The organism is Thalassobacillus sp. CUG 92003, from assembly GCF_013618635.1.
Taxonomy (GTDB): domain Bacteria; phylum Bacillota; class Bacilli; order Bacillales; family Halobacillaceae; genus CUG-92003.
In genome coordinates this window covers 68,529-83,841 of the sequence record NZ_JABLSJ010000003.1, presented here as the reverse complement: position 1 = coordinate 83,841, position 15,313 = coordinate 68,529, and the positions used below count along the sequence as shown (strand labels likewise).

11 protein-coding genes and 1 pseudogene are annotated in these 15,313 nt (G+C 46.3%); 11 read left to right on the top strand and 1 reads right to left on the bottom strand.

The genetic code is table 11. The annotated features are described in order from the left end of the window. Positions 1-71 precede the first annotated feature (71 nt). The 11 genes and pseudogenes from HOP45_RS05180 to gucD all read left to right on the top strand — a co-directional run bounded on the left by HOP45_RS05180 (position 72) and on the right by gucD (position 13,876). Positions 72-1,349 (top strand): extracellular solute-binding protein, encoded by a 1,278-nt coding sequence (locus HOP45_RS05180; RefSeq protein WP_181347861.1) that lies wholly within the window; start codon positions 72-74, stop codon positions 1,347-1,349. Between the two features lie 69 nt (positions 1,350-1,418). Then, positions 1,419-2,387 carry a carbohydrate ABC transporter permease gene (locus HOP45_RS05175; protein WP_255437497.1) on the top strand — a complete coding sequence of 323 codons (969 nt, stop codon included), beginning with the start codon at positions 1,419-1,421 and terminating at the stop codon, positions 2,385-2,387. Beyond that, positions 2,388-3,209 (top strand): carbohydrate ABC transporter permease, encoded by an 822-nt coding sequence (locus tag HOP45_RS05170; protein WP_181347860.1) that lies wholly within the window; start codon positions 2,388-2,390, stop codon positions 3,207-3,209. 40 nt (positions 3,210-3,249) lie between these two features. Further along, the gene (locus HOP45_RS05165; RefSeq protein ID WP_181347859.1) at positions 3,250-4,836 is read left to right on the top strand and encodes a glycoside hydrolase family 43 protein; all 1,587 of its coding nucleotides are present in this window, start codon (positions 3,250-3,252) and stop codon (positions 4,834-4,836) included. A 40-nt stretch (positions 4,837-4,876) separates the two neighbouring features. Continuing rightward, on the top strand, positions 4,877-6,982 hold the full coding sequence (locus tag HOP45_RS05160; RefSeq protein ID WP_181347858.1) for a glycoside hydrolase family 52 protein: 2,106 nt from the start codon (positions 4,877-4,879) through the stop codon (positions 6,980-6,982). 21 nt (positions 6,983-7,003) lie between these two features. Continuing rightward, positions 7,004-7,678: pseudogene (locus HOP45_RS05155) on the top strand (ThuA domain-containing protein). After that, positions 7,675-8,805: a Gfo/Idh/MocA family protein gene (locus HOP45_RS05150; RefSeq protein WP_181347857.1), complete on the top strand. Its 1,131-nt coding sequence runs from the start codon at positions 7,675-7,677 to the stop codon at positions 8,803-8,805. The pseudogene HOP45_RS05155 and the gene HOP45_RS05150 overlap by 4 nt, the downstream one beginning before the upstream one ends. Positions 8,806-8,821: 16 nt before the next feature. Further along, positions 8,822-10,003 (top strand): Gfo/Idh/MocA family protein, encoded by a 1,182-nt coding sequence (locus tag HOP45_RS05145; protein ID WP_219914490.1) that lies wholly within the window; start codon positions 8,822-8,824, stop codon positions 10,001-10,003. A 167-nt stretch (positions 10,004-10,170) separates the two neighbouring features. Continuing rightward, the gene (locus HOP45_RS05140) at positions 10,171-10,944 is read left to right on the top strand and encodes an IclR family transcriptional regulator (protein WP_181347855.1); all 774 of its coding nucleotides are present in this window, start codon (positions 10,171-10,173) and stop codon (positions 10,942-10,944) included. Positions 10,945-11,010: 66 nt separating this feature from the next. Continuing rightward, complete coding sequence (locus tag HOP45_RS05135; RefSeq protein ID WP_181347854.1) at positions 11,011-11,913, top strand: fumarylacetoacetate hydrolase family protein; 903 nt, start codon at positions 11,011-11,013, stop codon at positions 11,911-11,913. A 502-nt stretch (positions 11,914-12,415) separates the two neighbouring features. Continuing rightward, on the top strand, positions 12,416-13,876 hold the full coding sequence (gucD, locus tag HOP45_RS05130) for an alpha-ketoglutaric semialdehyde dehydrogenase GucD (RefSeq protein ID WP_181347853.1): 1,461 nt from the start codon (positions 12,416-12,418) through the stop codon (positions 13,874-13,876). Between the two features lie 80 nt (positions 13,877-13,956). Here gucD and HOP45_RS05125 read toward each other — a convergent pair whose 3' ends face one another. Continuing rightward, positions 13,957-15,135: an ROK family transcriptional regulator gene (locus HOP45_RS05125; protein WP_255437496.1), complete on the bottom strand. Its 1,179-nt coding sequence runs from the start codon at positions 15,133-15,135 to the stop codon at positions 13,957-13,959. Positions 15,136-15,313: the final 178 nt, after the last annotated feature.

The window sequence follows — 15,313 nt, the reverse complement described above, 5'->3', positions numbered from 1 at the left end:
AGGAGCCCATTGATGTGTAGAGGTATTTGCATTTTCGTTTTATGTAAACGCTAACAAAAGGAGAGGATTTAATGTTTAAACGAACGATGGGGCTATTAGCGATGATAGCACTTCTCTTTACGACAGCCTGTACGAACTCAGGCGGCGATTCATCAAGCGGTTCGTCAGAGGGTTCGGACACGCTGACCATGTGGCATATTGAAACAGGGGAATCAGAAAAAGCCCTTGAAGATGCCGTTAAACGATTTGAAGAATCGCATGACGGTGTCAATGTGAAACTGGTCAGGCAAGAGAATGATCCATATAAGACAAAATTATCGGTAGCCATGGGCGGCGGTTCCCCTCCTGATGTCTTTCACTCCTGGGGCGGGGGCTGGCTGGAAAATTTCGTGAAAGCCGATCAAGTTAAAGATATTTCCGAGGACATTGACACGGAAAACTATTTACCTTCAGCTCTGACACCTGCTGAATTTGATGGTAAAAACTATGGCGCACCACTGGCCATGGACATTGTACCGGTTTGGTATAACAAAGACATGTTTGAAGAGTATGGATTAGAAGAACCGGAAACATACGAAGAACTGTTATCGATCGTGGAAACACTGAGATCTAACGATATTATTCCGTTTTCACTTGCCAACCAATCTAAATGGCCAGGTTCCTTCTATTACATGTATTTAGCGGAACGGATTGGCGGACCTGAATTGTTTAACGAAGCATTCAACCGTGAAGGGCGAGGCTTTGATGATGAGGCTTATGTTAAAGCGGGTGAAAAAATCCGGGAACTTGTCGAAATGAACGCTTTTCCTGACGGCTTTAATGGGATGAACTTCGATACCGGGCAATCAAGGCAGCTTATGTATTCTGAGGATGCGGCCATGATTATTCAAGGTAACTGGATGCTAGGGACCACCAGAGCGGACATGCCTGAATTTGAAGAGAAGCTTGGATTCTTTATGTTCCCTTCTATTGAGGGAGGTCAAGGATCTAAACAAGATATCGTTGGTGGTGTGAGTCCGGTTTTCTCTGTCTCTAAGAAAACCGATAACCCTGACCTTGCCGCTGAACTCGTCAACGAGCTGACAAGTAAAGAAACGGCTCAGCAGCTCGCCAATGATGACGGAGCCATTTCAGCCGTTAAAGGTGTTGAATATGAAGATGAATATGTGCAGGAAATCAATACAGTACTCGAAGAAGCAGAATACATGCAGACTTTCTACGATCAGACGCTTCCACCAGAAGTGGCTGAAGCGCACCTGGATACGACTCAGGCTCTATTCGGCCAATCGATGACACCGGAAGAAGCAGCGAAAGAAGTGGAAGCCAAGGCTAAAGAAGTACTTGAATAATTCTATGAAAACTACATCAAGTAGATTGCTACTTGATGTAGTTTTCACATCATAGGCGAGGTGACAGGCTTGCAAAATAGTGCAAATAAATTAAATGCTGATGACGATCACGTTTACAATCCCCCGAAACCTGGTCGGTTATCAAAGCCTAAGAAATCGAGAAAAAAGCAGGATTTCTGGGTCATCATTGGCTTCTTAGCTCCTGCTATGGTCATATATGCCCTGTATGTTATCTATTCCATCGCGATGACCTTTTATTATAGTCTGTTTGAATGGACGGGCATTGATAGCACGTTAGTATTCAAAGGGCTGGAAAACTATATCACGCTGATGAGTGACGGCGTTTTTTGGACCTCATTACAAAATAACTTTTTACTTGTAGGTGCTTCATTATTCACTCAACTGCCGATCGGTTTGATCATGGCACTGTTATTGTTCAGTCCCGTAAAAGGCATGAGATTCTTCAGGTCCGTTTACTTTATGCCATTTTTGATGTCGACCGTTGCGATCGGTATATTATTCATCTATATCTATGACGGTAACTTTGGCATAATCAACCAATTTCTTGGTCAAATTGGGCTGGAATCGTGGCAACGAGGCTGGCTTGGGAATGAAGAGACTGCGATATGGGCGGTCATAGCCACGGTCTGTTGGCAGTTTGCTCCTTTTTATATGGTATTGTTCCGGGCAGCTATTGTGGGGATCCCCGAAGATCTCTATGAAGCAGCTGATATAGATGGGGCGAGTCCTCGAAAAAAATTCATCCATATTACATTACCCTTGTTAATTCCGACCATCATTACCTCATCGATTCTGTCTATCATTGGATCCTTGAAGTATTTCGATTTGATTTATGTCATGACCGATGGCGGCCCGAATAATTCTACAGAACTTATGGCGACGTATATGTATGAACAGACTTTCACCAATTTCAATATGGGGTACGGAAGCAGTATCTCGTTTACGATGTTCATCATCGCCTTTATTGTAACAGCGTTCATTGTCTTATTTGACCAAAAAAGGAAAGGGGCGAACTAAATGTTAAAGAAATTGAGACAAATTCCACTATATATGCTAGCTATCATACTCTTAATATTTACGGGGCTTCCATTCCTTATTATGGTGAGCGCCTCGTTCAAAGATCAGATGGAATTCATGAGTTCTCCTTGGGCCATTCCTGAAGAGTTTTCATTTGCCAATTACAAATTGTTGATTGAATCGGATTTTTTCCGTTTCTTCTTTAATAGTGTGCTCGTATCGGTCATTTCTGTTGTAGTCGTGATCATTTTGGCTGCGATGGCAAGCTACCCGTTAGCACGCATGAAATTTAAATTGAATCGACCGCTCTTTCTGTTGTTTTTAGTTGGCATGATGATCCCGATTCATACGACGTTGATTCCGATCTTTCTGCTAACGAAAAACCTCGGGTTGTACGATACGATTTGGGCACTCCCTGGCCCGTATATTGCGTTTGCTCTTCCCGTTTCCATCGTCATCTTCACTCAATTTCTGCAAGACCTGCCGAAGGAGCTTGAGGAATCAGCTAAGATGGACGGGTGCGGTCACTTTCGATTATTTTGGCGAATTTTATTTCCGTTACTGACACCTGCTGTAGCAACGGTCGCCATCTATAATTTCATTCAAATATGGAATGAATTCGTTTTCGCTCTCGTGCTGACAAATTCAGAAGGGAATGCAACGTTGCCGCTTGGGTTACGCGAATTCTACGGGCAGTTTTCAGTTAACGTGCCCGGTATCATGGCTGCCTTGACATTAGCAAGTCTGCCCTTACTCCTTGTCTACCTTGTGGCCCAGGAAAAAATCGTTAAAGGGATTGCCGCAGGATCCGTTAAAGGCTAATGCCTGTCTAAGCTTTTCGTATTAAAGAAGGGAGATGCTTATGAGCTCAATTGAGAACCCTATTTTGCCTGGTTATCACCCGGACCCTTGCATGATAAGGGTGGGGGAGGATTACTATATTGCGACGTCGACATTCGAGTGGTTTCCGGGCGTTCAAATTCATCACTCGAAAGATTTGATCAACTGGAAACTCGTTTCCTATCCTTTGACACGACCTTCACAGTTGGACATGGATGGAAATATTGATTCGGGCGGTGTATGGGCACCTGCCTTGAGTTACTCAGAAGGAATGTTTTATTTGATCTATACGGATGTGAAAAGCAGACGTGGGGCCTTTAAAGATACACATAATTATATGGTGACCTCTGAAAACATCACAGGACCGTGGTCTGATCCGATTTATTTAAACAGCAGCGGCTTTGATCCATCTTTATTCCATGATGAAGACGGCTCGAAATGGGTATTGAACATGATATGGGATCATCGTAAAGGAACCAACTCATTCGCTGGAATCGCCCTTCAGGAATATTCGGTCGCTGAAAAGAAACTCGTCGGTCCCGTCCGCAATATTTTTAAAGGTACAGATTTGGGCGTCACTGAGGCGCCTCATATTTATAAGCGTAACGGCCGTTATTATCTCGTCACGGCAGAAGGCGGTACGGTCTATAATCACGCGGTGACGATTGCGCGCTCCGATGATTTGACGGGTCCGTACACAGTGGATCCACAGAATCCTGTCTTGACGTCCGATCGAACTCAACATGACATGCTGCAAAAAGCGGGACATGCTAGTCTAGTGGAAACCCAAACCGGCGAATGGTTTATGGCGCATTTATGTGCGCGCCCTGTTAAAGATGGCAAATGTATTCTGGGAAGAGAAACAGCTTTACAAAAATGCTATTGGACAGATGATGGTTGGCTGCGCGTAGAAGGCGGGCCGCATCCTAAAACGACTGTTCCCGCTCCGGAATTAGCTCTTTTCCCGTTTGAACAAGAGGATTCGATCGATGAGTTCAATGGATCGCATCTGAATTTACATTGGAATGCTTTAAGAAGACCCTTTACGGAAGATTGGGTCTCGTTACAGGAACGAGACAACCACCTTCGTTTGAAAGGGCAGGAGTCGATGAGTTCGCTTCATAAGCAAAGTCTTGTGGCGAGAAGGCTGGAAAGTTTTCAGGTGAATGTGGAAACGAAGGTCGATTTTCACCCTGACCATTTTCAACAGATGGCGGGTCTGATTTTCTATTATAACACCACGGATTATGTCTATTTAAGAATCACGCATGATGAAGCGGACGGGTTGGTGTTAGGCATCATCCAAACGAAACACGGGGAATATGATGAAATTTTGCAGGAGGATATCAGTCTGCCGGAAGCGCCTTATTATTATTTGAAAGCCGTCTTAAACAATGAATGGCTGACATTCTATTATTCGCTAGACGGGGAGACATGGCATTTGGTGGCGCAAGGTATTGAGATCACGCACTTATCTGACGATGATGCCGATCTGATTCGATTTACAGGCACTTTTGTCGGCATGTGTGCGCAAGACTTGAGCGGCCAGAGCAAACATGCCGATTTTGATTACTTTATGTATCAAGAGCTTCCTCAGCCGCAAGCATAAGCCCGCTTCAGTGAAAATTAGCAAAGTGGAGGTTTATTAAATGGACAATCAATTCTTTAATGCCCATCATTCACCCATTGGCGCATTCGCCAGTTTTACGCTTGGGTTTAAAGGAGCAAGCGGAGGACTGGGGCTGGAGTTAGGCGAGCCAGCCAACGAGAATGTGTACATAGGTTTGGAAACGAGGGAAGGTGGCCGCTACCAGGCGTTCCCATTCTTTGGCGACCCCTCGGAAGACTTGGCAAGGTTTGCCGTCGGGAATGACCAGACCGCATCAGATGAAGAGCTCATTCATCATTTTGCCGATGAAGAGATCGAGCGGGAATTTCGGTTAGGGACGGATGCTTGGAAGGCAGGAGACTTAGAGTTCAAAGTCTATTCGCCCGTTTCCTCTGTTCCGGACCCTGAAACAGCGGATCAGGAGCACCTTAAAGCTGCCATACTCCCTGCTGTATTCGCTGAGGTAACGATAGATAATCGAGAGTGCGGCAGATCCCGGAAAGCTTTTTTCGGCTATCAGGGGGAAGATCCATATTCGGCGATGCGGCGATTAGATGATGTTACGGACGGGGAATTGACTGGTATTGGTCAAGGCAGGCGCACGGCTATTGTAACGGATAACCCGGACGTCGTTTCGGGTCTTGGTTTCACAATTGATAAGGTCGTGAATGCCACCCATGCATTCAACTTAGGGTTTGGACTCGGCCTTTGCGGCGGCCTGATTATGGAGGCCGCTCCTTATGAAAAGAAAACCTTTCAATTTGCGATTTGTTTTTATCAGGGTGGCTATGCAACAAGCGGACTGGATACGTCCTATTACTACACGCGGTATTTTGCTGATATAGAGGATGTCGCACGCTATGCTTTAGCCCATTTTCATGAACTGAGTGCCCGTTGTGAGGCGAGCAACAAGCTTTTAGAACGGGACCATTTGTCCGAGGCGCAAACGTTCATGATGGCGCATTCCATCAAGAGTTATTATGGCAACACCCAATTTTTGCATGAGGACGGGCGGCCGCTCTGGGTCGTGCATGAAGGTGAATACCGTATGATGAACACCTTTGACTTGACGGTCGATCAGTTATTTTTTGAGTTGAACATGAACCCCTGGACAGTCAAAAATGAATTGGAGCTGTTCATAGACCGGTACCGCTACGAGGATGAGGTGAAATTTCCAGGAGAGGATACGCTGCACCCTGGCGGTATAAGTTTCACACATGATATGGGCGTAGCGAATGTGTTTTCTAAACCTGGACGCTCAGCTTATGAATTTGCCGGGATCGACGACTGTTTTTCGTTTATGACCCATGAAGAATTAGTGAATTGGTTGTGTTGTTTCACGGTATATGTGTCTGCCACTGAGGATAATCAATTTGCTGAAAAACATGTATCCGTAGTGAAAGAAGCGTTCCGCAGCATGTTGAACCGGGACCACCCTGATCCTGAGCAGCGAAACGGAATGATGGCACTAGACAGCTCGTACACCGAAGGCGGGGCTGAAATCACCACGTATGATAGTCTCGACGTGTCGCTCGGGCAGGCTCGGAATAATATCTATCTGGCAACGAAGTGCTGGGCGATGTATATTGCCTTGGAAAAACTCTTTCTCTCCTTTGGATTAGACACGTTATCCCAGCAAGCTTGTGATCAATCGGAACGATGCGCTGCAACCATCGCCGGCGAAATGACGGAGGAAGGCTATATTCCGGCTGTGATTACAGAAGGCAACCATTCCAAGATCATCCCGGCGATTGAAGGTTTGATCTTTCCATATTACACAGGGTGTCGCGAACACTTGAGTGAAGATGGTAAATTCGGTTTTTTAATAAAAGCGCTGAAAAAACACACCCAAACCGTATTGCAGCCCGGTGTTTGTTTATTCCCTGATGAAGGGTGGAAACTTTCATCCACGAGTGATAATTCCTGGTTGAGTAAAATTTATCTTTGTCAATTCATTTACCGGGAGATTCTGCAATTCCCTTGGGACGAACAGGGAGAAGCGGCCGATCGGGCTCATGTCCGTTGGCTGACACACCCCGAACACTCATATTGGAGTTGGAGCGATCAAATTATCGCAGGGAACATATCTGCCAGTCGTTATTACCCTCGCGGCGTAACGAGCATTTTGTGGCTGCAGGAGGGTTAAGAACGATTCAACGCGGAAGGAGTGAGTCTTATAAAACAGGCATTGATTTTTCAGGGCGGTTGGGAAGGGCACGAGCCAGCTGAAGTCGCAGAGATTCTAGCCCGTATATTAAGAGAGGAACATTTCGACGTTAAAGTGACCGATACACTCGCTACGTTAGAAAATGATAACTTATCAAGCTATGATTTGATTGTGCCGAATTGGACCCAAGGTGAAATTTCGGACAGTCAATTATCCCCTTTATTGGATGCCGTAGCTGGCGGAACCGGGTTAGCCGGTTTACATGGAGGGCTGGGGGATTCATTCCGAATGGCCACTGATTATCAATTTATGGTTGGTGGTCAGTGGGTGGCTCATCCCGGCGATGATCACATTACCTATACCGTGAAAATAAGTGATCACGACCATCCGCTTACCAAAGGGATGGAAGATTTCATCGTGACATCGGAACAATACTATATGCATATCGATCCGGCGATACAGGTGCACGCCACCACAACGTTCCCGGTCGCTGAAGGGCCGCACCAGCCGAATGGAGAAGTGGAAATGCCGGTTGTGTGAACAAAAAAATGGGGAAAAGGAAACGTCTACTATTGCTCCTTAGGTCATGTAGCCGACATCGTGCGGATGCCGGAAGTGACGAAGTTGATGAGGAATGGCTTCAATTGGGCCGTTAGGAAAGAGGGGAAATTATGACGAAGCTGAAGGCGGGTTTGGTGGGATGTGGCAACATAAGCGATATTTATCTGCAAAACGCCGGGGATTTCGAGACGTTTACAATCACAGCATGCGCTGATTTGGATGTTGATAGAGCGGAGGAAAAAGCCAGGCAGTATCAGCTTCCGAAAGCGTGTACGACAACACAACTTATGGAGGATCCCGATTTAGATTTCATAATTAATTTGACGATTCCCTCTGCCCATGCGGATGTGGCGTTAGCTGCTTTAGAAGCGGGTAAACATGTATATGGGGAAAAGCCTTTAGCTGCCACACGTGAAGAAGCTGAACAGATGGTGGAAATGGCCGAGCGCAAGGGTTTGTTGCTTGGCAATGCACCGGACACATTTTTAGGAGGAGGCATCCAAACATGCCGGACATTACTGGACGAAGGGGCGATCGGGAGACCTGTCTCCGCCAGTGCTTTTATGATGTTACCTGGACATGAGCATTGGCATCCTGACCCGGCTTTTTATTACCAGGCGGGCGGCGGTCCAATGTTTGATATGGGGCCCTATTACCTCACGGCTCTCGTATCCCTGTTAGGCCCGGTAGCCAGAGTAACTGGATCTGCTAAAATCACGCACAAGGAACGTACCATCCAGAGCCAGCCGAAGCGGGGACAGACCATTCAAGTAGAGACCCCGACGCAAATTAATGGTGTACTCGACTTTGAAAACGGGGCTGTTGCCTCTATTATCACCAGCTTCGATACATGGCATCACCAGCTGCCGCACATTGAAATCTATGGAACAGAAGGCAGCATGTCCGTGCCGGACCCTAACCAATTTAACGGGCCGGTCTACGTAAGGAAAGCCAAGGAACCGGACTGGCAAGAATACCCGTTGACACACGGTTTCATAACAAATAGCCGCGGGCTTGGCGCAGCTGAATTCGCTCATGCTATCATCCATGGCGAAACGCCGCGCGCAAGCGGCATGATGGCTGCTCACGTTCTTGACGTCATGCATGGGATTCAAATTGCTTCCGAAAACGAGCGGCATTACCACGTTCAGTTTACGTGCGATCAGCCCAAGCCCTTGCCACCAGGCCTTAACAAGGACAACTTGAGCCGTTTGTTATACCGGGAAAGGACGCCGGAGTAATCGGAAAGGGGTGTGAATGGTTGTGAAAAAAGATGAAATCAGAATAGGAATGGTCGGCTATCAATTCATGGGAAAGATGCATAGTCACGCTTACCGTGATGTCCCGTTTTATTTTGATACCGATGCTGTGCCTGTATTGCAAGCTATCGCTGGAAGACAAGAAGGAGCCGTAAAAGAAGCAGCCGATCGAATGGGGTGGGTAAGCTATGAAACTGACTGGCGCAACTTGATTGAGCGCGATGACATTGATGTTATAGATATAGTTACGCCTAATCATACCCATGCCGACATAGCGATTGCTGCAGCAGAAGCGGGGAAGCATATTATTTCAGAGAAGCCACTTGCTCTGACCCTGGAAGATGCGAAGGCCATGCATCAGGCGGTGGAGAAAAACAACGTCGTCCATATGATTTGCCATAACTATCGTTTCGCCCCGGCGGTCCAGTATGCAAAACAGCTTATTGAAGAAAATGCGTTGGGCAGAATCTATCATATTCGGGCCAATTATTTACAAGATTTCATTATGGACCCATCGTTTCCGCTCATTTGGCGGTTGAAGAAGGAAGTATCCGGTACCGGTGCTCTCGGGGATATAGGCGCTCACAGCATTGATCTAGCAAGATTCCTAGTCGGCGAGATGACCGAGGTTTGCGGGATGATGGAAACGTTCATTGACGAGCGTCCCCTGGGCGAAATGAGTGGCGGATTGAAGGCTTCCTCGGATTCACAAGAATACGGGGAAGTGACAGTTGATGACGCGACAGCATTTCTGGCAAGATTTGAAAATGGAGCGATGGGAACCTTTGAAGCGACCCGGTTTGCGAACGGCAATCGCAATAAAAACAAGTTTGAAATTAACGGAGAAAAAGGGTCTGTGCGCTGGGATATGGAGAACATGAATAATTTGGATGTGTATTTTTCAGATGCCCCTCTAGGTCTGCAAGGCTTCAAAACAATCAATTGTACCGAAGAAGCACATCCTTACGCAGGCGCTTATTGGCCGCCTGGACACATCATTGGCTATGAGCACACTTTCATTAATTTAATGTACGAATTCGTGAAGGGTATTTCCAGCAACCGAGCTCCTGAACCCCATTTCGGGGATGGTGTTAAAAATCAGGCTGTCATGGAGGCAGTGGAACGTTCCGCAGCTACGAAACGTTTTGAAGACGTGCATGTCTCGTTTGGTGGCAGCTAAGTTCGATAACGTCGTTTAAGATTATTGACTGACGATTGCATAATGGATAGTTTTAAAGATAGTTGTCAGAATAGTCCAACTTGACTGGCGATTAATCTGGATATATATTGGACCTATTATCATAAAAAATTCTGAAACGAACGATATAAACATGAAGGAGTTTACCAATGCCTATTATCCAATCGGTCGATCGAGCATTCAAGATAATAGACTTATTCGACGACTTGAATCCAGAATTAAAAATCTCGGAGATTAGTACGAAACTGGAATTGAATAAAAGCACCGTCCATTCACTGCTTAAAACGTTGAAAGAACACGACTATGTAAGACAGGATCCGGAAACAGGAAAGTATAGTTTAGGGATGAAGCTAGTCGAACGCTCCAATTTTCTCATGAATAGCATTGACGTGCGTTCCATTGCAAAACCAACCCTGATCGAACTTTCTGTCGACACCGGACTGGCTGTCCACCTCGTTGTCTTAGATGGTAAGACTGGTGTTTACATTGATAAAGTGGAAAGCCCAACGGCCATCATCGGTTATTCCCGCGTTGGCAGGCGCGTTCCGATCCATTCGAGTGCTGTCGGAAAAGTGCTTGTCGCGTATCAATCGCACGATGTTCAACAGGATCTTCTCGCAAACTATGCGTACCATCAACAGACATCAAATACGATTACAACGGCTGACGCTTTTCATGCTGAACTTCACCGTGTGCAGGAGAACGGATACGCCATGGACGCTGAAGAAAATGAACCGGGTGTGACGTGTCTGGCCGTCCCGGTTTACGATCATGACCGGAACGTAACGGCTGCTATCAGTATTTCAGCTCCATCTACGCGTTTAGCAGGAGAAGAAACAGAGCGCATCATCGCCAAGCTAAAGCGTACAGGACTCACCATATCTGAAAAACTAGGTTATCCATCTACTTTTATGCACGTTTAAAAAGTAGATTGTTTTTCACCTATATAGCAAAACGAAGTTTTATAATATAAAACGAGAGGTGATGGAATGAATATAATCAAATTTATTAATGACGATGGCACCCGCCAATTGGCAGCTGTGACAGAGACGAACGACATATGGGCATTGCCCTACGATGATTTTCTGGAGGTGATCGAACAATCGACCGAACGAGATGAATCGTGCCTGAGCTTGATTAACCGAGCTATTCAAGATGCCCTTCCGCTTGATTTTAAACTGGAGGAACTGAACCTTACACTCCCTTTGAATGCTTATGAAGTGTGGGCGTCCGGCGTGACCTATTTCAATAGTAAGCAAGCCCGTAATTATGAAGCTTATGAGGGAGAAGAAGTGAGTGGTTCGTATTATGACAAAGTATACAGTGCCGCTCGTCCGGAGCTATTCATGAAGTCGACGAATCGGAGGACGATCGGGCCCAATGAACCGGTCTACTTGCGAAATGATTCCAATTGGCAGATTCCTGAGCCTGAACTGGGCTTAGTGCTGCGGCAAGATGGCGAGGTGGTGGGCTATACAGTAGGGAATGACATGAGCAGTCGGGACATTGAAGGGGAAAATCCGCTCTATCTTCCGCAAGCAAAGATCTGGAAGCATTCCTGTTCATTCGGTCCGTCCATTCGGCTGGCTGAAACGGTTGAAAATCCTTACTATCTGACCATTACGTGCAAAATTATCAGGAATGGTGTGCCGGTGTTTGAAGACTCAGCTAGCACATCGCAATTAAAACGGAAATATGACGAGTTAGTCTCGTATTTAGGCCGTGATAATGAACTGTTTGATGGCACAGTGTTGTTTACCGGAACATGTATCATCCCGGCAAATGATTTTACGCTGGAGCAAGGGGATGTGGTGGAAATCACCATCCCTGAAGTGGGCACGTTAAGCAACCCTGTCGAAGAATTGGTTAAGCCAAATAGCACCACCGTCTAACGTTGTTGAAGTATTATTCGATGGTAGGGCAAGTTTAGATAACACTAGATTTCGAGATTTAATAGCATGTTTGGTGCGGAAGTAGCGATTTTCTTTTTCGCGGGCGTGTGACGAGTCTTCTAAGCCTGTTGCCTATGCGGGGATCAACTTGCCCTTTGCTTTTTCCACAATTTAACGAAACCACTTATGTAAGGTCCTGTATTATGGCGAGGGGCCATTATGCAACACAGAACTATTTTCTACGCAGGGTATAAAAGGTTTCCCCCCTTTAGAAGGGGCATTTCTGCAAATATTGGAAGGGTTGGCTGGGAAATGACGAGACTCCCGCGGGAGAAGGAGCTCGGTGAGACCCCACAGGGAGCGAAGCGACTGAGGAGGCTCGCCGGTTCCCCCGCAGGAAAGCGAGTTATTTCCCAGCCAACCCAGGTCCTCATACCATAAAGGACCCAACCAAACTTGAAGGTAACAAAAGACAAAATCTAATTTTAGGAGGAATATTGTTATGAAAACGACAGCAGAAACTCAGAAGTATTTGAATTTTATTAACGGAACGTGGAGTAAGTCTCATTCAGATGAAGTAATCGAAAGCACCAACCCTGCTCATCCAACCGAGAAGATAGGGTATATTCAAAACTCGACGAAAGAAGATTTAGAAGAAGCGATTATCGCAGCCAAGACTGCTCAAACCAAATGGAAGAAAATGACCGGCGCTGAACGAGGCAACATACTGTATAAGGCCGCTGACCTTTTGGAACAGAACAGCGAGGACATAGCAAGGACGATGACACAAGAGATGGGCAAAACATTTCCGGAAGCCAAAGGCGAAACAGCCCGTGGTGCAGCGATTTTACGGTACTATGCAGGAGAAGGGATGAGAAAAGAAGGGGACGTTATTCCCTCGACTGATAGCGCGGCTCTCATGTTCTCCAAGCGTGTGCCACTCGGTGTTGTCGGTGTGATTACGCCATGGAACTTCCCCGTGGCCATTCCGCTTTGGAAAATGGCACCGGCTCTGATCTACGGCAATGCAGTCATCTTGAAACCTGCCACAGAAGCTGCCGTAACAGCAGCTAAAGTTATCGAATGTCTGGAGAAAGCCGGCTTTCCTTCTGGCGTAGTTAATTTAGTGACAGGGAAAGGATCTGTCATTGGCCAAGGACTTGCAGAGCATCATAATGTGACAGCTGTTACCTTCACAGGTTCAAACAAAACCGGGAATCACATTGGTCAGACGGTTGCAGCAAGAGGCGGCAAGTACCAATTGGAAATGGGCGGAAAAAACCCCTTGATTGTGGCGGATGATTGTGATGTCGACTTGGCCGTTGACGCGGCTATCAGCGGTGGTCTGAAATCGACCGGTCAAAAATGTACGTGCAGCAGCCGCGTAATCGTTCAGGAAGGCATCTATGAAACGTTCAAGCAAAAGCTGGTAGATAAAATGAGCCAAATTAAGGTAGGCGATGGGCTTGAAGAAGACTCCTTTATGGGGCCATGTGCTACCAAAGAGCAGTATGATAACGTCCAGCGCTACATTGAAATCGGCCAAAAAGAGGGAGCAGAGCTGATTTGGGGTGGAAGCACCCTTCGTGATAATCAAGACGGCTATTATTTAGAGCCGACGTTGTTTGATAATGTCACGAGTGAGATGACCATTGCACAGGAAGAAATCTTCGGCCCGGTTCTCACGTTAATGAAAGTGTCCAGTGTTGAAGAGGCCATAGAATTGGCTAACGATGTAGAGTATGGGCTGAGTGCTTCTATATTTACGAAAAACATTGATCAAATCCTGTCATTCATCGATGATATTGAAGCAGGGTTGGTCCGAGTCAATTCAGAAACGGCCGGTGTAGAATTGCAAGCACCATTCGGGGGTATGAAAGCCTCCAGTTCGTATTCCCGCGAACAAGGTGAAGCTGCGAAAGAATTTTTCACGACGATTAAGACCGTGTTTGTAAAAGGATAAACCATCAACGCTAGAAAGGCTGACTCATATTAAAGGTCTGACCCCGTCATGCGGGCCTCAGACCTTTACGCGTCAGCCTTTTAATTTGTTTGTGCGACCCCGCTCTCCAGGAACTGCTGTGTGCTAAAAGCCGCCATCCCGAAAGGAGCAGCGTGGGTGGATAAATGCGAGAAGGTAACTTCAATACCTTCCTGGTTGAACTCCTTTGATTGCAGCTGGATCGATTGGCAAATGGTCGGTTCTAGCCACTTTTGGGCCATGCTTAAACGATTGCCGATGATAACCTGCTCGGGATTAAACGTGTTGATCATATTAAGAATACCAACGGCGAGATATTTGCCGGCTTGTTCGAAGAGTTGGATGACCGCTTGATTCCCTTGTTCAGCAAGGTCAACTAAGTACTCCAGCGTGATCGGCTGAGGGTGGTCAGTAAATAATGACTTTGCTTCGTTTAGAATCGCCTGCTCGGAAGCATAGAGTTCCCAGCATCCGTGGCGCCCGCAGCGACATTGTTTGCCATCGAGGTCGACCACCATGTGCCCAATTTCACCGGAGAAGCCTTTCAGCCCACGGTACAACTCATTATTTAAAATGAGACCCGCACCAATTCCAATACCTGCGCTGATATAGATCAAGTTATCATGTTCTTGAGCGGTCCCGAAGAGTTTCTCCCCATAGGCACCGGCATTAGCTTCATTCTCGATTAGGATCGGGATCGAAAAATCCTGGGCCAACTGTTCCTTTAACGGGACGTTTTCCCACATAAGGTTTGGGGCAAGCAAGACATTGCCATCATGGTCCACGATACCCGGCACACCGATGCCAATGCCGACGATGCCGTTCGGACTTTCCGGCGCAACCGTTATCAATGTATGAATCATGTTTTTGATGTGACGAATAATATCCTCTGACGATAGGGTCTCCAAGGTAACTTTTCTTTCTTCCACGATCTGACCTTTTAAATCGGTCAGCACGCCAAGTAAATAGTTGACCCCTAAATCAAGCCCGATCGAATAACCTGCGAGTTGATTAAAAAGTAGAATGACAGGTTTGCGCCCTCCACGGGATTCTCCCATTCCGGATTCACTGATGAGTTGTTCTTCGATCAATTCGCTTACCAGTGACGAGACCGTGCCGCGGTTCAATCCAGCTTTTTGAGAAATTGCAGCGCGAGAGATCGGGGCATGGTTTCGGATCATTTTTAAGACGATCGATTTATTGATTTTCTTGACTAGTTTTTGGTTGCCTGTTTCTGGCATTTGTAACTCTCTCCTCATTGTATAGCTCATCTCCTTATAATTATAAACACTATGATTTAGAACTTCATTGGTTAGCGTGATATTTTTACTATTTTTATTATATACTTTGTTCATTAGTTAGACAAACAAAGAAGATTGATGATATAATGCACACTATAAACCAAAAGATGCTTTGTGA